General features: G+C 74.6%; 17 protein-coding genes and 1 pseudogene. 3 read left to right on the top strand and 15 right to left on the bottom strand.

The annotated features are described in order from the left end of the window. Positions 1–5: 5 nt before the first annotated feature. From ABZ471_RS00355 to ABZ471_RS00380, 6 genes are all read right to left on the bottom strand, one after another. Positions 6–1,094, bottom strand: a complete 1,089-nt coding sequence (locus ABZ471_RS00355) for an MBL fold metallo-hydrolase (RefSeq protein ID WP_359060732.1) — start codon at positions 1,092–1,094, stop codon at positions 6–8. Next, positions 1,091–2,347, bottom strand: coding sequence for an aminotransferase class I/II-fold pyridoxal phosphate-dependent enzyme (locus tag ABZ471_RS00360; protein ID WP_359060734.1), 1,257 nt, complete (start codon positions 2,345–2,347; stop codon positions 1,091–1,093). The genes ABZ471_RS00355 and ABZ471_RS00360 overlap by 4 nt, the downstream gene beginning before the upstream one ends. A gap of 232 nt (positions 2,348–2,579) precedes the next feature. After that, on the bottom strand, positions 2,580–3,458 hold the full coding sequence (locus ABZ471_RS00365) for a hypothetical protein (protein ID WP_359060736.1): 879 nt from the start codon (positions 3,456–3,458) through the stop codon (positions 2,580–2,582). 218 nt (positions 3,459–3,676) lie between these two features. Continuing rightward, positions 3,677–3,934: a DUF6158 family protein gene (locus tag ABZ471_RS00370; protein WP_359060738.1), complete on the bottom strand. Its 258-nt coding sequence runs from the start codon at positions 3,932–3,934 to the stop codon at positions 3,677–3,679. Positions 3,935–4,019: 85 nt separating this feature from the next. After that, positions 4,020–5,639 (bottom strand): ATP-binding cassette domain-containing protein, encoded by a 1,620-nt coding sequence (locus ABZ471_RS00375; protein ID WP_359060740.1) that lies wholly within the window; start codon positions 5,637–5,639, stop codon positions 4,020–4,022. A 93-nt stretch (positions 5,640–5,732) separates the two neighbouring features. Next, the gene (locus ABZ471_RS00380) at positions 5,733–6,389 is read right to left on the bottom strand and encodes a histidine phosphatase family protein (protein WP_359060742.1); all 657 of its coding nucleotides are present in this window, start codon (positions 6,387–6,389) and stop codon (positions 5,733–5,735) included. An 80-nt stretch (positions 6,390–6,469) separates the two neighbouring features. Between ABZ471_RS00380 and ABZ471_RS00385 the strand changes: the two genes are divergently transcribed. Next, positions 6,470–7,957, top strand: a complete 1,488-nt coding sequence (locus ABZ471_RS00385) for a diacylglycerol kinase family protein (RefSeq protein WP_359060744.1) — start codon at positions 6,470–6,472, stop codon at positions 7,955–7,957. A 145-nt stretch (positions 7,958–8,102) separates the two neighbouring features. Further along, a complete protein-coding gene (locus ABZ471_RS00390) occupies positions 8,103–8,924 on the top strand; it encodes a class I SAM-dependent methyltransferase (RefSeq protein ID WP_359060746.1) in 822 nt (273 codons plus the stop codon). Positions 8,925–8,987: 63 nt separating this feature from the next. Here ABZ471_RS00390 and ABZ471_RS00395 read toward each other — a convergent pair whose 3' ends face one another. The 5 genes and pseudogenes from ABZ471_RS00395 to ABZ471_RS00415 form a co-directional block, all read right to left on the bottom strand. Then, the gene (locus ABZ471_RS00395) at positions 8,988–9,746 is read right to left on the bottom strand and encodes a GvpL/GvpF family gas vesicle protein (RefSeq protein WP_359060748.1); all 759 of its coding nucleotides are present in this window, start codon (positions 9,744–9,746) and stop codon (positions 8,988–8,990) included. Further along, a pseudogene (locus ABZ471_RS00400) lies at positions 9,743–9,928 on the bottom strand (gas vesicle protein); the annotation flags it as partial. The pseudogene ABZ471_RS00400 and the gene ABZ471_RS00395, both read right to left, overlap by 4 nt. A 112-nt stretch (positions 9,929–10,040) precedes the next feature. Further along, positions 10,041–11,888, bottom strand: a complete 1,848-nt coding sequence (locus ABZ471_RS00405) for a transketolase (RefSeq protein ID WP_359060750.1) — start codon at positions 11,886–11,888, stop codon at positions 10,041–10,043. Further along, the gene (locus tag ABZ471_RS00410) at positions 11,885–13,246 is read right to left on the bottom strand and encodes an NAD(P)/FAD-dependent oxidoreductase (RefSeq protein ID WP_359060752.1); all 1,362 of its coding nucleotides are present in this window, start codon (positions 13,244–13,246) and stop codon (positions 11,885–11,887) included. The genes ABZ471_RS00405 and ABZ471_RS00410 overlap by 4 nt, the downstream gene beginning before the upstream one ends. Positions 13,247–13,366: 120 nt before the next feature. Further along, positions 13,367–13,801 (bottom strand): phage holin family protein, encoded by a 435-nt coding sequence (locus ABZ471_RS00415; protein WP_359060753.1) that lies wholly within the window; start codon positions 13,799–13,801, stop codon positions 13,367–13,369. A 92-nt stretch (positions 13,802–13,893) separates the two neighbouring features. On the opposite strand from ABZ471_RS00415, the gene ABZ471_RS00420 reads away from it, so the two are divergent. Continuing rightward, on the top strand, positions 13,894–14,241 hold the full coding sequence (locus tag ABZ471_RS00420) for a VOC family protein (RefSeq protein WP_359060754.1): 348 nt from the start codon (positions 13,894–13,896) through the stop codon (positions 14,239–14,241). On the opposite strand, the gene ABZ471_RS00425 is transcribed toward ABZ471_RS00420, so the two are convergent. The 4 genes from ABZ471_RS00425 to ABZ471_RS00440 all read right to left on the bottom strand — a co-directional run bounded on the left by ABZ471_RS00425 (position 14,238) and on the right by ABZ471_RS00440 (position 18,992). Continuing rightward, on the bottom strand, positions 14,238–16,232 hold the full coding sequence (locus tag ABZ471_RS00425; protein WP_359060756.1) for a DUF5107 domain-containing protein: 1,995 nt from the start codon (positions 16,230–16,232) through the stop codon (positions 14,238–14,240). The genes ABZ471_RS00420 and ABZ471_RS00425 overlap by 4 nt on opposite strands. Positions 16,233–16,331: 99 nt before the next feature. Next, the gene (locus tag ABZ471_RS00430; RefSeq protein WP_359060758.1) at positions 16,332–16,883 is read right to left on the bottom strand and encodes a GNAT family N-acetyltransferase; all 552 of its coding nucleotides are present in this window, start codon (positions 16,881–16,883) and stop codon (positions 16,332–16,334) included. Between the two features lie 16 nt (positions 16,884–16,899). Continuing rightward, positions 16,900–17,145, bottom strand: a complete 246-nt coding sequence (locus ABZ471_RS00435) for a DUF1049 domain-containing protein (protein WP_359060760.1) — start codon at positions 17,143–17,145, stop codon at positions 16,900–16,902. Between the two features lie 59 nt (positions 17,146–17,204). Continuing rightward, positions 17,205–18,992, bottom strand: coding sequence for a CocE/NonD family hydrolase (locus ABZ471_RS00440; protein ID WP_359060762.1), 1,788 nt, complete (start codon positions 18,990–18,992; stop codon positions 17,205–17,207). Between the last annotated feature and the right edge of the window lie 74 nt (positions 18,993–19,066).

Below are 19,066 nucleotides of genomic sequence, written 5' to 3' on the forward strand. Positions count from 1 at the left end.
CGCCCCTAGGAAGTGCGGTCCAGGACCCTCGAGCCCCCGACCGGCAGATCCCACAGGTCCTGCCGGTCCATCCCTGCCTTCTCCCATGCCGTCCGCACCCGCGTCAGCGGTTCCAGGACCGGCTCGGCGGAGAGGACGAACGTGCCCCAGTGCATCGGCGCCATTCTTCTCGCGCCCAGGTCCAGGGTGGCCTGTACCGCCTCCTCCGGGTCGCAGTGGACGTCGCGGAGCCACCAGCGGGGGTCGTAGGCGCCGATGGGCATGAGGGCCAGGTCGATCCCGGGGTAGCGGCGGCCGATGCGGGAGAACCAGTGGCCGTAGCCGGTGTCGCCGGCGAAGTAGAGGCGCTGTCCGTCGGGGGTGGTGAGAACCCAGCCGCCCCAGAGGCTGTGGCAGGTGTCGGTCAGCGTGCGCTTGGACCAGTGGTGGGCGGGCACGAAGTCGAAGCGGACGCCGGACAGTTCGGCGCCCTCCCACCAGTCCAGCTCGGTGACGCAGGTGAACCGGCGGCGCCGGAACCAGCTGCCGAGGCCGGCAGGCACGAACACCGGTGTGGCGCGCGGGAGCCTGCGCAGGGTGGGGGCGTCCAGGTGGTCGTAGTGGTTGTGGCTGATGACGACCGCGTCGACGCGCGGGAGGGTGTCCCAGTCGATGCCGACGGGGGTGATGCGGGCCGGGGTGCCGATGATGCGGCGGGACCAGACGGGGTCGGTGAGGACGGTCAGACCGCCGGCCCGGACGATCCAACTGGCGTGTCCCGCCCAGGTGACGGCGAGCGTGCGGCTGTCGGTGCGGGGCAGCGGGCCGGGTGCGCAGGGGATCCGGGGGACGTCGGTGAGGCCTTCGAGGCCGGGGCGTACGGCGCCCTCGCGGGCGAAGCGGGCCAGGGCCTTGAGGCCGGGCAGGGGCGCGGTGAGCCGGTCGTGGAAGGTCCGCGGCCACACCCGGTGTTCGCCCAGCGGGCGGGGCTCGGCCAGCGGCGGGAACGGGGGTGCGAGGGGGGCCGGGGCCGGGGTTGCGGGGGCGCCGGCCTCGCCGCTGCGGGTGGCCGGGGCCTGGGTGGCGGACTCGGGCTCGTGCGTCTGCTGCGTCATCGAGGAGGCTCCCGTCGCCGAGCGTCGTCGCGGAGATCGCCGAAGGCCGACCCCAAGGACGTCAACGCGCGCTGCACGTGTGGCAGTTCCAGCGGTGCGGGTGACGTGAGGCATTCCGTGCGTTCCTCGTCCGTGCCGCCCAGCAGGGGCCCCGTGGCGAGCCGTACGCGCAGCGCCCCGAGGTCGTCGCCGAAGCGGTGGCCGCCGGGCGCGGGCATGCCGAGCCGGGTGGTGAGGAGGTCCTCCAGTTCCTGGGCGTCGCCGACGCCCTGTGCGGCGAGCGCCTCGCGCAGCGGGCCGAGGTCGGTGTACAGGTGGCGGCCGGCCTGTGGCGGCCGGGCGAAGGCGCCCGCGGCGACGACCGTGCCGTACGCGGCGGCGGCCACGCGCGCGTGCAGGCGTACGACGGCCTCGCGGCGCTCGGTGGCGGGTGTGGGTTCGTCGAGGGCGTACCCGGCCGCGGCCGCGACCGGTGCGGCGATCCGGGCGCCGAGCGCGGTGAGGATGTCGAGCACGCGCGCGTGGAGGTGCTCCCCCGCACCGGTGGAGGGGAAGCGGGCGACCGCGGCGGGCCAGCCGGCCGGCAGCAGGGCGCCGGCCAGGTCGGTGACGACGGTGACCCGGTCGGGCAGCATCTCGGCGGGGCTGAGCAGGACGGTCGCGTGCGGGTCGTGCAGGGTGTCGCGCCAGGTCTCGTCGCTGACCAGGTGCAGGCCCTCGGCGGCAGCCGCCTCGACGGTCTCGTGCAGCAGCTCGGGCGGGGCGACGGTGGCGGTGGGGTCGTCGGCGACGGACAGCACCAGCAGCCGGGGATCGCCGCCCTCGGTACGAACCCTGCGGACGGTTTCCAGCAGGGCGTACGGGTCGGGGACGCCGCCGCTCTCGGCCGGGGTCGGCACATGGAAGACGGGCCTGCCCAGCAGCCGGGCGTAGGGCGCCCACCAGGCGGCGCACGGGCGCGGCACGAGCACGTCACCGGTGTCGCCGGCGAGCGCGGCGGTCAGGGCGAGCAGCAGCGCGGGGGCGCCGGGGCCGGCGGCCACGCGGTCGGGGACGCAGGGCAGTCCGCGCCGGGTCCAGTAGCCGCAGGCCGCCTCCAGCAGGGCGGGAGACCCGCCGACGGGCTGGGCTTCGGAGCGGCCTGCGGCGGCGGCGAGGACGGCGACGAGTTCCGGGAGGACGGGCAGGCCGTCGCCGGGCAGCGGCGGCCCGTAACGGACGGGGCCGTGGCCCTCCGGGTGCGTCCGCCGCATGTCCGCCTCCGCGCAGTCCGTGGTGCCGTGTGGTGTTCCCGTCCGGGCCGTGCTCTCCTCGTCGGCCGCTCCCGCCCGGATGCTCCAGTGTGGCTGCTCCCGGGCCGCCGGGAGCGTGGCTCGTGCGTACGGTGTCTGCTGGTGGTGCCCCGGGAATCCGTGCCCGGCGGACGGACGGCCGTGGCCGGTGATCCGGAGTCGTCCCGGTCACCGCGCTGGTCCGGGCGACGCGTCAGCCGGCCGACGGCCGTCGGCGGCCCCACAGCCGGTAGCCGGCGCCGCCGAAGGCGGCGGCGATCAGCACACCGCCGACGACCAGTGCCGGAACCGAGTCGTCGAAGGTGCCGCCCTGCCCCGCCGCGACCCCTTGCTGTTCGGACGCCGAGCCGCAGTCGGCGTCGTCGCCGGCCTCGCGGCAGCCGTGCCCTTCGGAGCAGGACGCGTCCGGGGAGTCCCCGCACTCCTGGTCACCGGTGCAGGAGCCGCCCGCCGCGCACTCCCGCCCCTCCTCCGGCCGCTGGCCTGGAACCTGCCCCTGCTCCTGACTCTGGCCCTGACTCTGGCCCTGACCCGAGGCCTGCCCGGCCCCGGCCTCCTGCCACTGCCCCGAGTCCTCACCCGACCCGGGTTCCTGCCACTGCCCCTCACCTGAAGCCTGCCCCGCCCCGGATTCCTGCCCCTGGCCGGACTCCTGCCCCTGCCCTGGCTCCTGGGCCGTCCCCGACTCCTGCCGCTGCCCCTGGGCCGGCCCAGGCTCCTGTCCCGGCTCCAGCGCCGGACCCGGCACCTCTCCCTGCTCCAGCTCCTGCCCCTGGCCCTGGCCCCTCTCCTGGCCGTCGGCCGCCAGGCCCTCGGACTCCAGGCCCTCGGACTCCAGGCCCTCGGCACACCGGGTGGTGCCGTCCGCAGTCAGCTGCGAGGGGACGTCCAGGGTGTCCGGTGGCGGCCCGGCGAGGTCGTCGCAGGGCACGGACCGGGTGAGGGTGCTGCCGGAGGGTGCGGGTCCGGGGATCTCCCCGTCGGCGGGGTGCGCGGTCGCGGCGGGCCCCGCCATGACGAGCGCGGCGCCGGCCAGAACGGTGACGGACAGGGCACGGGCGGTGCGGCGCATGGGGCGGGCTCCTCGGCGAGACGGCGAACGGAGGCGGCCGGTGGTGCGGCCGTGGGACACGGCCTGCGTGCCCCTCGTTGCCATCACAGCCCGGCGGACGCCGTACCGCGCGCGGCCGGACCCCATTAGCGGGACGCGAACGGCCTGACGGGTGACCCTGCGCCGGCCGCCGCGACCGTTTCCGCGGAGGTGGAGAGACAGGAAAGGGGGAGGCCGCCTCAGGTGCCGGACGTGCCCGGAGCCGCCGTTTCGCCGCAGCCGCGCTCGCGGGCGCCCTCGCGGGTGCGGCCCGAGCTGACCAGGCGGCGCGGGTTACGGCGCAGGTACTCGCCCTCGAGCTGCGCCATGCGCTCGTTGTGGGCCCGCAGCGCGTCGTTCGAGCCGTACAGGAGGGTGTCGTGGCGCGTGCGGTGGATCGTCTCCAGCTCTTTCATGAGCTGCTGGTCGTCCAGTCGGCTGGGGTCGACTCCGGTCATGGTGGTGCCCCGCTCGTCGTAGCTCGCGTTCCTGCATCCACTGTACGAAGATCCGGCTCCCCGGGCCCTTTGGCGCAGCTCGGGGCTACCGGGTCCGTTCCACCCGGCGTTCGTCCCAGACGGGCTCGGGGGTCTCGCGGACGCGGCCGTCGCTGCCGTAGACCAGGAAGCGGTCGAAGGAGCGGGCGAACCAGCGGTCGTGGGTGACCGCGAGGACCGTGCCCTCGAAGGCCTCCAGGCCCTCCTGGAGAGCCTCGGCGGACTCCAGGTCGAGGTTGTCGGTGGGCTCGTCGAGCAGCAGCGCGGTGACTCCCTGCAGCTCCAGCAGGAGAATCTGGAAGCGGGCCTGCTGGCCGCCGGAGAGCCGGTCGAAGGACTGTTCGGCCTGGCCGGTCAGTTCGTAGCGGCGCAGCCGGGACATGGCCGCGCCCCGGTCCTGGGCGTGTTCCTTCCACAGGATGTCGAGCAGGGTGCGGCCCTGCAGCTCGGGGTGGGCGTGGGTCTGCGCGAAGTGGCCGGGGACGACCCGTGCGCCGAGCTTCCACTCCCCCGTGTGTGCCACGTCCTCGCCGGCGAGGAGTCTGAGGAAGTGCGACTTGCCCGAGCCGTTGGAGCCGAGCACGGCGACCCGTTCGCCGTAGAAGACCTCCAGGTCGAAGGGCTGCATCAGGCCGGTCAGTTCGAGTCCCTTGCAGGTGACGGCCCGCACGCCGGTACGGCCGCCCTTCAGGCGCATGGTGATGTCCTGTTCGCGCGGCGGCTCGGGCGGCGGGCCGGCCTCCTCGAACTTGCGCAGGCGGGTCTGCGCGGCCTGGTAGCGGGAGGCCATCTCGTGGCTGACGGCGGCGGCCTGACGGAGGTTCAGGACGAGCTTCTTCAGCTGGGCGTGCTTCTCGTCCCAGCGGCGGCGCAGTTCCTCGAAGCGGGCGAAGCGTTCGCGGCGGGCCTCGTGGTAGGTGGCGAAGCCGCCGCCGTGCACCCAGGCGTCGGCGCCGGCCGGGCCGGGTTCCACGGAGACGATCTTCTCGGCGGCGCGGGCGAGGAGTTCGCGGTCGTGGGAGACGAACAGGACCGTCTTGCGGGTCTCCTTCAGCTGCTGTTCCAGCCACCGCTTGCCGGGGACGTCCAGGTAGTTGTCCGGCTCGTCCAGGAGCAGGACCTGGTCGGTGCCGCGCAGCAGCGCCTCCAGGACGAGGCGTTTCTGCTCGCCGCCGGAGAGGGTGCGCACCTGCCGCCACTGGGCCCGCTCGTACGGCATGCCGAGTGCGGCGGTGGTGCACATGTCCCACAGCGTCTCGGCCTCGTACCCGCGTACCTCTGCCCAGTCGGCGAGGGCCTGGGCGTAGGTGAGCTGGGCGGCCTCGTCGTCGACGGTCATGAGGGCGTGCTCGGCCCGGTCGACGGCCTCGGCCGCCTCGCGGATGCGGGGCGGTGCCACGGAGACGAGGAGGTCGCGTACCGTCGTCTCGTCCCGGACGGAGCCCACGAACTGGCGCATCACACCGAGGCCGCCGGAGACGGTGACCGTGCCGCCGTGCGGTTTCAGCTCGCCGGAGATCAGCCGGAGCAGGGTCGTCTTGCCGGCGCCGTTCGGGCCGACCAGAGCGACGGCCGCGCCTTCGCCGACCCGGAAGGAGACATCGCCGAGCAGCGTCCTCCCGTCGGGGAGGTGGTACTCGAGGTGCGCGGCTTCCAGGTGTCCCATGAGGAGGCATTCTGTGGGGCACCCCCGACCTGGGGCAAACGCATATCCGACCGGGGCACGCCGGTCCGGCCGGGACCGGCGGCGGCTGCCCGCTCAGCCGGCCGCGTCCACGGGTTCTCCGGCCGGGCCGCTGTCGCCCGCCGGTACGACCGTGGCGCCGGCCCAGGTCAGGGCCTTGAAGCCGTCGGACGGGGAGCCCTCCAGGATCACCACGCCGGTGTTGTCGAGCGGGCGGGCGGCGGCGAAGGCGATGTCGACGTTGTCGGCGCGGGCGGCGGTCCACAGGCGGACGGCGGCGCCGTGGCTGACCATCGCGACGGTTCCGGCGCCGCTCGCGGCGGCCTCGGCGATCACCGCGTCGTACCGGGACAGGGCCTCCTCCCCGTTCTCGCCGCCGGGGATCCGCAGAGCGGTGTCCCCGGCCGCCCAGGCGAACACCGTACGCATGTACTGCCTGCCCTCCGGGGAGTCGCCGGGCCGCATCTCCAGGTCGCCGGCGGAGACCTCGCGGATGCCGGCGCGGACGATCACCTCCAGGCCGCGGGCGGCGGCCAGCGGGGCGGCCGTCAGCCGGGTGCGGATCAGGGTGGAGGCGTACAGGGCCTCGATGTCCTCGCCCGCGAGCGCCCGGGGCAGGGCGGCGGCCTGCCGTTCGCCGAGCGGGGTCAGGCCCGGGCCGGGTACGGCGGTGTCCAGCAGGTGGTCCACGTTGGACGGGATCTGGCCGTGGCGGACGAGGAGCAGGCGCATCCGGGGGTTCCTCTCGCTTCGGTCAGGCCGTCAGCGTAGGAAAAGCGCAAGAAACGACCGCTTCAGGGTAACCGCATCCCATGAGCCCTGACGTGGATCTCACCGCTGTCCCGACGACCGGCCGGCGTGCCCTGCAGGTGCCGCTGGCCCTGGACGCCCGGCTGTTCGAGGCGGCTGCCGGCCGGCACTGGCCGGGCGCCGAGCGGGTGCTGCCGCTGCTGAGCCGGAGCGCGAACCACGGGGTGCTGTGGTTCGCGACGGCCGCGGTGATCGCGGCGAGCCGTACGCCGCGGGCCCGGCGTGCCGCCCTCCGCGGGATCGCCTCGCTGAGCCTGGCCTCCGTGACCATCAACACCCTCGGCAAGCGGTCGGTGCGGCGCGCGCGGCCGCCGCTTGACCCGGTGCCGCATGTCCGGCGGCTGGGGCGGCAGCCGATCACCACCTCGTTCCCGTCCGGTCACGCCGCGTCGGCCGCCGCCTTCGCGACCGGCGTGGCCCTGGAGTCACCGGCGTGGGGGGCGGTGGTGGCTCCGGTGGCGTTCTCGGTGGCCATGTCCCGCGTCTACACGGGCGTGCACTTTCCGAGCGACGTGCTCGCGGGGGCCGCGCTGGGCGCGGGTGCCGCGTTCGCCGTACGGGGCCTGGTGCCGACCCGTGCCCAGGTCGCGCCGCCGGCCCGGCCGCGGGCCGGGGCGCCGGCGCTGTCCGAGGGCGAGGGGCTCGTGGTCGTCGCCAACCGGGCCTCGGGCGGCTCGGAGGGGGTGCGTGTCCTCCGGGAGGCGCTGCCCGAGGCGGAGGTCGTGGAGTGCGAACCTCCGGACGTGCGGGCCGAGTTGGAGAGGGCGGCCGTGCGGGCGCGGGCGCTCGGGGTGTGCGGGGGCGACGGGACGGTGAACGCGGCGGCCGCGGTCGCCCTGCGGCACGGTCTGCCGCTCGCGGTGCTGCCCGGGGGCACGCTCAACCATTTCGCCCACGATCTCGGGGTGGAGGACGAGCGCGAGGCGGCCCGCGCGGTCCGGCGGGGCGAGGCGGTCCGGGTGGACGTCGGCCGGTTCGAGGCGGCTGACCGCGAGGGTGTCTTCCTCAACACGCTCGCTCTGGGCGTCTATCCGGAGCTGGTGCGGGAGCGGGAGCGCTGGTCGTCCCGGATCGGCGGCTGGCCGGCCGGGGTGCTCGGGGCGTGGCGGGTGCTGCGCGCCGACCGGCATCCGCTGGAGGCGGACCTGGGCGGGCGGCGCGGCCCGTTGTGGCTGCTGTTCGTGGGCAACGGGGTGTACCACCGCATGGGGCTCGCGCCCGGCCGCCGGACCGACCTGGCGGACGGGCGGCTGGACGTGCGGGTCGTGCACGGCGGCCGCCGGCCGGCGCTCAGGCTGCTGGCGGCCGCGGCGGCGGGTCCGCTCACCCGGTCCCGGGCCCATGCGGCGGAGCAGGTGACCCGGTTGCGGCTGACCGGTCTGGCGCCCGGGACGCCGCTGGCGTACGACGGCGAGGTCGCCGAGGTCGGCGGCGAGGTGCTGGTGGAGAAGCTGCCCGAGGCGCTGACGGTGTACCGGCCCCTGCCCTGACCAGGGGTCACCAGGCGCCTGTTGTCCATATCTTGAAACGCGGGTCTCATTATTCGGCACGTGCGCGTACCGTTCGACGTACCGCGTCAGGGGGTCGCAGGGCCCGCCTGCCCGGTCCGTCGACGAGGGGCGAAGGGGTACAGCCATGCCGCAAGCGCAGGAGACCGCCGTCTACACACACGGGCACCACGAGTCGGTGCTGCGGTCGCACACCTGGCGGACCGCCGCCAACTCCGCGGCCTATCTGCTCGGCGTGCTCAAGCCCCGCATGAAGATCCTGGACATCGGCTGCGGCCCGGGCACCATCACCGCCGACCTGGCGGAACTGGTCCCCGAGGGCCATGTCACCGGTGTCGACCGGGCGCCCGGGATCCTGGAACAGGCCCGGGACACCGCCGCCGGCCGCGGCCTGGCCAACGTGGACTTCGCGGTCGCCGACGTCCACGCCCTGGACTACCCCGACGACACGTTCTGCGTGGTCCACGCCCACCAGGTCCTGCAGCACGTCGGCGACCCGGTGCAGGCGCTGCGCGAGATGCACCGGGTGACGAAGCCCGGCGGGTTCATCGCCGTACGCGACGCCGACTACGCGGCGATGACCTGGTATCCGGCGGTGCCGGGCCTGGACGACTGGCTGGACCTGTACGAGCGGGTCGCCCGGGCCAACGGCGGCGAGCCCGACGCCGGGCGCCGGCTGCGGTCCTGGGCGCTGGCCGCGGGCCTGCGGGACCTCACGGCCACCACCGGCACCTGGACGTTCGCCGCGCCCGAGGAGCGGGCCTGGTGGAGCGGGCTGTGGGCGGACCGCACCCTCGCCTCGGCCTACGCCGACCGGGCCACGCAGGGCGGCCACGCGACGCCGGAGCACCTGCGGGCGGTGTCCGAGGCGTGGCGGGAGTGGGGCCGGCGGGAGGACGGCTGGTTCGCGGTGCTCCACGGGGAGATTCTGTGCCGTAAGGAGGCCTGAGTCCGGCCCACCGCACCGGCTGAGCCGATCAGCGCGTTCAGGTCGGTCTCCCGGCGCCCGGCGTCACCGGTCCTCCCCGGTGAACGAGTAGGCGGCCCAGGGGCCGGTGAGTTCCACATGTGTCCCGGGCAGCTCGTCCTTCGTGCGGTCCACCAGTTCCACGAATTCCTCGGAGTCCGCCCGGGACACCAGATAGGCCGCGTTGAGCACATTACGGTCCGGCGTTCCGGAGAGCGCGGAATTCTGCGGCGGGTACAGCCGGCAGTCCTCGGCACACCGGGAGAGCCGCTCGTGCAGGGTCCGGGAGAACGTCTCGGCACTGCGCCGTCTCTCCTCGTGCGCATGCGTGGACTCACGGCGCCTGCGCAGGTAGTCCCGCCCGCTGGACGGGGGCGCCGCGGCGGAGGCGGCGGGCTCGGTGGGCTCGCTCTCCACGTACACCTTGACGCCCCACTCGACCCGGCCCTCCAGCCGGTCGAGGATGCGCCGGAAGTCGTCCTCGCGGTCCTCGATCATCGCGCGCACCCCGCTGCCGTCCAGGAAGACGGTCGCGAGCCGGAGCGGCAGCGGGGTGGTGACGGTGGTGAGCGCGTCGATCACGCCCTGGTGGGCCCGGGCGGTGGCGGCCAGCCAGTCGAGGTCCTCCAGGCGGGCCCGCAGTGCCTCCTCGCAGAAGTCCTGCTCCGGGACCGTACTGACGACCGCGACCAGGCCGTGGTGGTGCAGCAGCGCGGCCGGGGCGCCCCCGATGCCCGTCAGTTCGGCCTGCAGGGGCGCGCCGAGGGGGCGGCAGACGGCGTAGACGTACCGCAGTCCGGTCATGGGGCCTCCTTCGGCACACGGCCGGGTTCCAGCTCCTCGTGACGCGCCGGCCGCTCCCTCGGCTCGGCGTTCTCCCGGGCGGGTGCGTCCTGGCGGGCCCGGGCGGAGAGAGCGGGGTCGGTCTCCCACCAGTCAATGCCCATCTCCGCGGCCTTGTCGACCGATGCGACGATGAGCCGAAGATCTTCCTCGGCGAACGTGCGGCCGCCCGCGGGCGCACCTTCCCGGGCCGCTGGATCTCCACCGTACGGCGGCCCGCCCGGATCGTCCGCACCCCGTCGTCGGGGTCCGTACTCACCGCACGATCGCCTCCTCGACCAGCAGCTTCGCCGCGGCCGCGATGCCCGCGGCGTCGATGCCGGCCGCGTGCAGCTGCTCGTCGGGCGCGGCCGAGCCGGGCATGGTGCGCACCGCGAGCCGGACCAGGCGGGGCACCGGCCGGCCGTCGCCGAACGCCTCCGCGACCGCGTCGCCGAGGCCGCCCTCCGGGTGGTGGTCCTCCACGGTCACCAGACAGCCGGTCTCCTCGGCGGCCCGGCGCAGGGTCTCCGCGTCGACGGGCTTGACGGAGTACAGGTCGACCACCCGCACCGCGATGCCCTCCTCGGCGAGCCGGTCGGCGGCGGCGAGCGCCTCGTGCACGGTGACCCCGGCGGCGACGAGCGTCAGCCGGTCCCGGTCACCGGAGCGCAGCACCTTGCTGCCCCCGACCGGGAACTCCTCCTCGGGTCCGTAGACGACCGGGCTCTTGCCGCGCGAGGTCCGCAGATAGCGGACGCCGTCGAGGGCGGCCATCTCCGTGACCAGCCGGGCGGTCTGGTTGGCGTCGCACGGGTACAGCACGGTCGAGCCGTACACGGCCCGGAACATCGCCAGGTCCTCCAGGCCCATCTGCGAGGGCCCGTCCTGCCCGATCGCGACGCCGGCGTGCGAGCCGACCAGGTTGATCCCGGAGCCGCTGATCGCCGCCATCCGCACGAAGTCGTGGGCGCGGGTGAAGAACGCCGCGAACGTGGCGGCGAACGGCGTCCAGCCGCGTGACGCCATGCCGACGGCGGAGGCGACGAGCTGCTGTTCGGCGATGTAGCACTCGAAGAAGCGGTCGGGGTGCTCCTTGGCGAACACCTCGGTACGGGTGGAGTCGCCGACCTCGCCGTCCAGGACGACGACGTCGCCGCGGGCGGTGCCGAGCGCGGCGAGGGCCGCGCCGAAGGCGTCCCGGGTGGCGACCTGGTCCCCCTGGTCGTAGTGCGGCAGCCGCAGGACCTCGGTGGTGGCGGAGCGGAGCATCGCGGCGGCGGGCGGCTCGCCGACCCGGACGTGCAGGTCGCGCCGTCCGCCCAGTTCGGTGACGGCCTCCTCGGGCTCGGGCAGCGGCTTGCCGTGCAGGCCCTCGCGGTCCTCGGCCGAGGCGACACCCCTGCCCTTGAGGGTGCGGGCGAGGATCACCGAGGGCTGCCCGGTCGTCGCCAGCGCCGCACCGTAGGCCCGGTCGATCGCGTCGACGTCGTGCCCGTCGACCTCGATCGTGTGCCAGCCGAAGGCGTGGAAGCGGCGGGCGTAGGCGCCCAGGTCGTGGCCGTGCCGGGTCGGGCCGCGCTGGCCGAGCCGGTTGACGTCCACGATCGCGATCAGGTTGTCCAGGTGCTCGTACGCGGCGTGTTCGGCGGCCTCCCACACCGAGCCCTCGGCCAGCTCGCTGTCCCCGCACAGCACCCACACGCGGTAGCCGACACGGTCCAGGCGCTTGCCGGCCAGCGCGATGCCGACGCCGACCGGCAGGCCCTGGCCGAGCGAGCCGGTGGCCGTCTCCACCCAGGGCAGCCGGCGCGGGGTCGGGTGTCCTTCGAGGCGGCTGCCGAGCTTGCGGAAGGTGACCATCTCGCCGTCCTCGATGGCACCGGCCGCCTTGAAGGCGGCGTACAGCAGGGGCGAGGCATGTCCCTTGGACAGGACGAAGCGGTCGTTGGCGGGGTGTTCGGGGCGTTCGAAGTCGTAGCGCAGGTGGTGGGCGAGCAGGACGGCCATCAGGTCGGCGGCGGACATCGAGGAGGTCGGGTGCCCCGACCCCGCCGCGGCGGCGGCCCGCACACTGTCCACACGCAACTGCTGGCCGAGTTCGGCGAGTTCGGCGGTGTTCATGAGTCTCCTTGGAGCGGATTCCGGGGAAGGGTCTGCTGCCGGGCGGGCTCGCCGCCGGGCCGCTGCCGGGCCGGCTCCGGTGAGGCCGTGTCCAGGGGGACCGACCAGGACCGTACGAGGCCCAGCTGGACGGCCTGGCGCGGGAGTACGGCCTCCAGCAGCCAGTCGGCGGCGACGCGGACGCGGTTGCCGGGCAGCGCGGCCAGGTGGTAGCCGCGGGTGACCACGCCGGCGGGCAGGCCGGACAGCGGGACGCCGAGCGGGTTGGCGGCCGCCTGGACGCCTCCGAGGTCGACGGCGAAGCCCAGGTCGCGGTGGCGGTAGGCGCGCCGGCGCCGGCCGAGGCCGAGGGAGGCGGCCACGTTCTCGCCGGCCACCTTGCCCTGCCGCCAGGCGTGCTGGGCCGTCATGGGCGTGAACCTGCCGGGGCGCTCCAGATCGGGCACGGCCGCCGCGTCCCCGCAGGCGTGGACGTCGGAGCGGCCCGGCACCTGGAGGTACGGATCGACGATCAGCCGTCCCTGCTCCACCGGCTGCCCGACCGCTTCGACCAGCGGATCCGGCCGGACCCCGACGCACCACACCAGGGTCCGCGACGGGACGGACCCGCCGTCGCTGAGCAGCACCCCCTCGCGCGTGGCCTCCTTCACGGAGGTGCCCGTCCGTACGTCGACGCCCCGCGCCCGCAGCACCCGGTCGGCCGCGCGGGAGAGCCGCTCGTCCAGCTCGGGCAGTACTCGGGGTGCCACGTCCAGCAGGATCCAGCGCGGCCGCGCGGTGCCGGGCAGCAGGCGGCGCGCGAGGCTGTCGGTGAGCAGTTGCAGCTGCGCGGCCACCTCGGTGCCGGTGTAGCCCGCGCCGACCACGACGAACGTGCACCGGGCGGCACGGTGGCGCGGGTCGTCGGCCGCCGCGGCCAGCTCCACCTGCCGGGTGACGTGGTCGCGCAGGTACAGCGCTTCGGGCAGCCCGCGGAACCCGTGCGCGTGCTCGGCGACGCCGGGGACCGGCAACAGCTTGTTGACGCTGCCGACGGCCAGCACCAGCCGGTCGTAGCCGACGCTGCCGGTGCCGCCCTCGGGGTCCGTGTAGTGGATGCTGCGCCGGTCGAGGTCGACACCGTCCGCCTCGCCGAGCAGCAGCCGCACCCCGTGCAGGGTGCCGGGCAGCGACACGGTGACCCGGCGGGGTTCCAGGATCCCGGCGGCCACCTGGGGCAGAAGGGGCAGGTACAGGAAGTAGTCGGTCGGGTTGAGGAGCGTGATGCGGGCGCGGCCCCGGGTCACGCGGGCGAGGGTGCGGGCGGCCCGGTACCCGGCGAAACCGGCGCCGACGATGACGACGCGTGGTCGGCTCACGGTGTGCCTCCGGCGGTGTGGTTCCTCCGAGGCCTTCCGCGTAACCGGGGCCGCGCCACCCAAACGCCGCTCGTCTCACCCGGACGCCGGTCCGTCCCGGCGGGCTGCGCGGCCATGCGGTCAGGCCCGGTGGTGCGGGCCCTCGGGGTCGAGGTCCGGGCGGGTCGGGGACTGGGGCGGCATCGGTGGGTAGGGCACGCCGAGCCCGCCGGGCGGGGTGGCCGTGGAGGTGCCGCCCGGGCCCGCGGCGGAGCCGTGGGGGTGTCTCGGGTGGGCGGCGCCGCGCAGCACGTGGGCGAGGACGCCCAGGATCGCGGCGGTGATCAGCGCGGCCGCCCAGCCGGGCAGGCCGGCCGCCAGGCCGAGGCCCAGGGCGAGCGCGAGGGCGCCGCCCGCGTACAGGGCGAGGGTGCCCGAGGCGGCGTAGAGCACGGCCGTGCGGCGCTGCTTGCGGGTCTGCTCGCGCAGCTCGTCGCGTACCGTCTCGCGCGCCACCTGGGCCAGCTCGTCGACGAGGTGCTTGTCCAGATGTTCCAGGTGATCCAAACGGTCCATGAACTGCGGGTACCCGCCCGGCAGGATGCGTAACGGCACCGGCATCGCCCACGGTCTGTGCGGGCCCGGCCGCCCCAACTAGGCTCCTGCGCATGGAGATTCTGGGCGCCTCGCTGCGCATCTGCGTCGACGACCTCGAAGCCACGATCCCCTTCTACGAGCGTCTGGCGGGCGGCAGGGCGCTCCGGTTCCGGCGCGGGGACGTCGAGGTCGCCGCGATCGGGTCCTTCCTGCTGATGAGCGGACCCGAGTCCGAGCTGGAACTGCTGCGCAAGGTGGCGGCCACGATCGCGGTGAAGGACGTGGACGAGGCGCACCGGCTGCTCACGGACCTGGGCGCCCGGATCCTCGCGGGACCGGTGCCGACGCCGGTGGGCCGGAACCTGATCGCGGTGCATCCGGACGGCTCGGTCTTCGAGTACGTCGACCAAGCGGGCTAGGGGCTGTCCGGGCGCATCCGGAAGTCGTAGCGGGCCGGCAGGGGCTCGTCGGTGAGACGGGCCCAGAGCCGGCCGAGCACCTCCGCGCCCTCCCGCAGGTCCGCCACCTCGAAACCCGCGTCGAAGACGGCCCGGGCGTCGGCGCGGCGCCCCTCGGCGAGCAGCAGCTCGGCCTCCAGCAGCCGGAACCGGCCGCGCCGGCGGACGGCGGGCAGCAGCCCGTCCCAGACGGCGCGGGCGTCGGCCGTGCGCCGGGCCCGCAGAAGCGCCTCCAGGGCTTCCCGGCCGAGCGCGGCCACGGCGGCCGTCCAGGTCTCGCCGTCGTCGCGCCGCTCCCGGCACAGGTCCTCGAAGGCCTCCGCGTACCGTTCGGCGGCCCGCTCGTGGTGGCCGGCCTCCTGGTCGGCGACGGCGAGGCAGCGCAGCAGGGGCCACTGGGACGGCGCGAGCGGGACGGCCCGCTCCCAGCTGCGGACCGCCTGGGCGCGGTCGCCGGCGTGCCACTGGGCGACGCCGAGGTGGTACTCGGTGTGCGGGGTGGCGGGCGCGGTCTCCAGCATGTCCCGCCAGTGCGGGGCGACCAGTGTCTCGCCGGGCGGTCGGACCCGGCGCGGCTCCGGCAGGGAGCCGGTGTGCAGCAGCTCCAGCCAGGGCGCCTGCGCGTCGCCGAGGGTGGTCTCGGGGAAGGGCGTCCCGGGCAGTTTCCAGCCGGCGCGCAGGGCTTCCAGCGCGCCCCAGCCGGAGCCGGTGGCCAGGGTCTCGCCGGGTTCGGTGTCGGCGTACGGCCTCCAGGCCGCGTACGCCTCCTCGACGCGATCGCGCGGCAGCACCGCCGCCAGCCGCTCCTCGGCGCCCTGGAGGACCGCGGTCCACTCGCCGTCGCGCGGTGCGTCGAGCGGCCCGTACGCCTCCATCCAGGACACCTCGCTCTCCGGTTCCAGCCGGACGTGTTCCAGCTGGGTACGGGCGAGTCCGGCCTGGATCTCGCAGTAGCCGCCGGTGCCGGGCTCGGTCAGCCACTGCTGCCAGCGCCGGCCGCCGGGCCCGCTGCCCCAGACGAACAGCTTGCGGCCGCGCAGCACGTCGGTGGAGGTCTGCACCAGCCCGTGCCCGTCGGCGTCCAGCGCGGCGATCCAGCGGCGGCGGCCGTTCGGCACCTCGTAGAAGTAGTCGGCGGCGTAAGGGCTGTTGAGGGGGTGGGTGCGGTCGATGCCGTCGTACGAGGGGACGGGCACCCGGCGCAGGCGGCGCCGGCAGCCGTCGGGGGTGCCCGCCGCGCCCTCGGGGGAGTCGGGGAGCCAGGCCTCCTCGGCGGGGGCGAGGATCCGGCGGTCCTCGGGTACGGCGGTGTTGGACCACCAGTACGCGGGCACCGGGCGCTCGTGCGGGTTGCGGATCCGGACACCGACGTGGAGGAAGCCGGAGCCCTCCGGAAGCCACAGGTCGACCTGGAAGGGCAGGTCGCGCAGCCGTTCCCACTCCCACAGCCGGAGCATCTCGCCGCCGTCCGGGGCGGGGACACGGGCGGCGTGCAGGGGTGCGCAGGAGAGGGCAGTGTGGCCGGTGGCACCGATGTTCCATTCGATGCCGCCGGAGTACCAGGCGCCGTTGAGGGCGAAGTCGGCGGGCTGGAACACCGGGTTGCGGTAGAGGAGTTCACGGCCGGTGGGCAGGTGGACCAGGGAGGCGATCCGGCCGCCGAGGCCGGGCAGGACGGTGGCGCGCAGCAGGTCGTTCTCGATCACCAGGGCGTCGAGGGTGCGGGGCTCGCGGGTTCTGCCGTACCCGTCGCGCACCCGCGCCGGGAGCAGGCTGCGCAGGGGCTCGTAAGCGAGCTGGCGGGCCACGTCCCGGGGGAGGTCGTCGCGTTCCCGGTCGTCACCCTGGGGGGCCTCGTCGAGCAGGCGGAGCGGGGGCAGGGGGTTGTCGGGTCCCAACTGCGCGGCGGGCAGGGTCAGTACCTCACGTCGGATCCTCGTCACGATGGCCATGGAACCCGGCGTGCGGCGAGTCGGCCAGGGGAGCTGCCGGTCAGGATTGCGCAAAGCCCGGGCCGTGGCGCCTGCCGTACGCCCTGGCCGGGGAGACGGTCAGCCGCCGGAGCGCATCTCGGCGGTGAGGGCCCAGCGTTCGTGGTCCCGCCAGGCGCCGTCGATGAAGATCATGGCCGGCGAGAAGCCCTCCAGGCGGAAGCCGGCGCCCCGTGCCAGTGCGACGGAGGCGGCGTTGCCGGGCTGGGCGTTGATCTCCAGCCGGTGCAGTCCCAGCGGCCCGAACGCGTATCCGATCACCAGCTCCAGGCCCTCGCGCATCAGCCCCCGGCCGGCCGCGTGCACGAAGGCGCCGTAGCCGAGGGCGCCGCACTGGAAGCCGCCCCGGACGATGTTGTTGATGTTGATGAACCCGGCGATGTCCCCGGTGTCCCTCTCGCACACAAGGAACCCGGCCCGGGCCGGGTCCTTGATGAGCGGCTCGGCGTAGGCGGCGTAGGCCTCGTCGGTGTCCGGCGGGAACAGCCACGGCCGGTGCAGGTCCTTGCTCTGTCTGGCCCGGGCCGTGAACTCGGCGCCGTCCTCGGGGGTGAAGGGGCGGATGCCCACGCGGGGGCCCTCGGCGAGGTAGTGGGAGGCGGTGTGCGGCATCCGGCAAGGGTACGCGTCAGCGGTCGCGGCGCCTCATGGCGTAGGCCCCGCACAGCGCACCGATGAGGCCGGTGGCGAGCAGGGCCGTCCACAGCGGCATGGTGACCTCGGGACCCAGCAGCCGGATCCTCGTGGCACCGGTGTTCTCGAAGACGAAGATCAGCGCGAGGAGGGCGAGGGCGTACACGGTGATCCGGGCGGGGGTCGTCAGCCCGCCCCGGCCGCCGGTGGCGTTGCCGCCGTCCGAGGTCTTCGGGCTCATGCGACCAGGCTGGGGCCGAGGGCGCCGGGCCGCACGGCGGGCGGCGCCCTCCGGGTGACTCACCCGCCGAGCACCGGCAGCTCCAGTTCCCCGGTGTCCCCGGGCGCGCTCACCACGGTGACCGGCTTGATCCCCCGGTTGCCGAAGTACGCGTCGTCGCTCGCCGCGATCACGAACCGCAGCCGGTGTCCTTTGTCGTACCGGTGCACGATGCCCGGCAGGGTCACGGTGAAGGTCCGGGTCACGTCGGGCACGCGGACCGGCGCGACCAGCCGGTGCACGAGCGTCTGCGTCCCGTCGGGCGCGACGTCGTACACCTTGGCGAACAGGACGAGCTTGTCGGCGGCGTCGCCCGAGTTCTGCGTCCGCTCGGCCTGCGGCGAGACGACCTTCAGGGTGGCCCGGGGCGCGCCGACGACGTCCGTGGTGCGGGCGAGCGGCTCGCTGGTCCAGCCCAGGTACGTGCCCGGGGTGTCGTACGGCACGGGGTCCTGCAGCCCGGCGGTCCCGGTCAGGGAGCTTTCCGAATGGCTCGTGGAGACGAGCCGGTTGCGGTAGGTGCGGCCGCCGCGGGCCACCTTCGTGCGGTTGTCCACGAGTTTGCCGTCGCCGGAGAGGTAGAGCTTCCGGCTGAGGACGGGAAGGCCGGCGGCGGTGGCATAGGTACGGTGCGGGTCGGTGATCCAGTCACGGTAGTAGGCGAAGGCCGGGCCGGTGTCGACGTCGCCTCGCCGGTGGAGGTAGCGGTCGAACCAGGCGAGGATGCGCCTGCCGACGTACGTGGACTCCAAGCTGCCCGGGGAGAGGTCGAGTTCGCCGGCGGCCGGGTCGGTCGTGCCGCCGCTGTGGCCCCAGGACTGCCAGATCATCTTCGTGGGCGTGCCCTGGGACGTGAGTGTCCTGTACGTCGCCGTCGCCTCGTTGAGGTTGAAGAGAGTGTCGGCCTGCCCCTGCACCAGCAGGGTGGGCGCCTCGACCCGGCTCAGGTACGACACCGGGGAGACGCTCCGGGCGTAGGCGAGCAGTTCGGCGGTGGCGCGGGCCGGGTAGCTGCCGGAGTTGAGGGTGTGGATGGTGTCGCAGACCTTGGTGACGAAGTGCAGGCAGGCGAGGGAGTTGATCCGGGACGGGTCGAGGTCGGGCACGGTCAGCGGCTGGCTCTCGCCGGTGAGGTAGAAGCCGTTGGCCCACTGCCACTTGTAGGCGCCCGGGACGGTCCGGGAGGTGTTGTTCGGGGTCAGCGAGTAGACCAGGTCGTTCCAGGTGACCATGGGCACGAGCGCGTCGACGCGGTGGTCGACGGAAGCCGTCGCCAGCTGGATCGCGCCTCCGTAGGAACCGCCGACCATGCCGACGCGCGGGTCGCCGGCGGAGTCGAGGGTGACGAAGTCGGCCTCGGTGCCGTCGTCGGCGGCCCGCTTCCCGCCCAGGAAGTCGATGAGCCGGGAGGCGGCCGTGCCGTCGACACCGGGGTCGTCGAGCGAGATGAGGCAGCCGGACCTGCCGAATCCCAGACCGGAGTAGACGAGCGAGACGTATCCGCGCTCGGCGAAGGCCTTGCCGATGGCGTCGGTCGAGCCGTCGGACTTGCTCCCGCCGAAGCCGTTCGTGGCGAGCACGGCGGGTGCCGGGCGGGATCTGTCCACGCCCGCGGGGCGGTAGAGGTCGGCGTCGACCGTACAGGTGCGACCGCCGGCCCGGACGGTGAACTTCAGCGCGGTGACGCTGTACTGGCCGGCCGCGGCAGCGGGAGCGGTGGGTGCGAGGGGCGCGGCGAGGGCGGCGCCCAGGACGAGAGCGAGCGGGGCCCGGAATCTGGGCACGCGTCGGGACACGGATACCTCCATACTGAGGCAACGCGGATACCGGCCGGAAGTCATGCTGTGACACGTGTCAGATCATGGTCAACCACCGTGCGGGT

This window comes from Streptomyces sp. NPDC005728, from assembly GCF_040630895.1.
Taxonomy (GTDB): Bacteria; Actinomycetota; Actinomycetes; order Streptomycetales; family Streptomycetaceae; genus Streptomyces.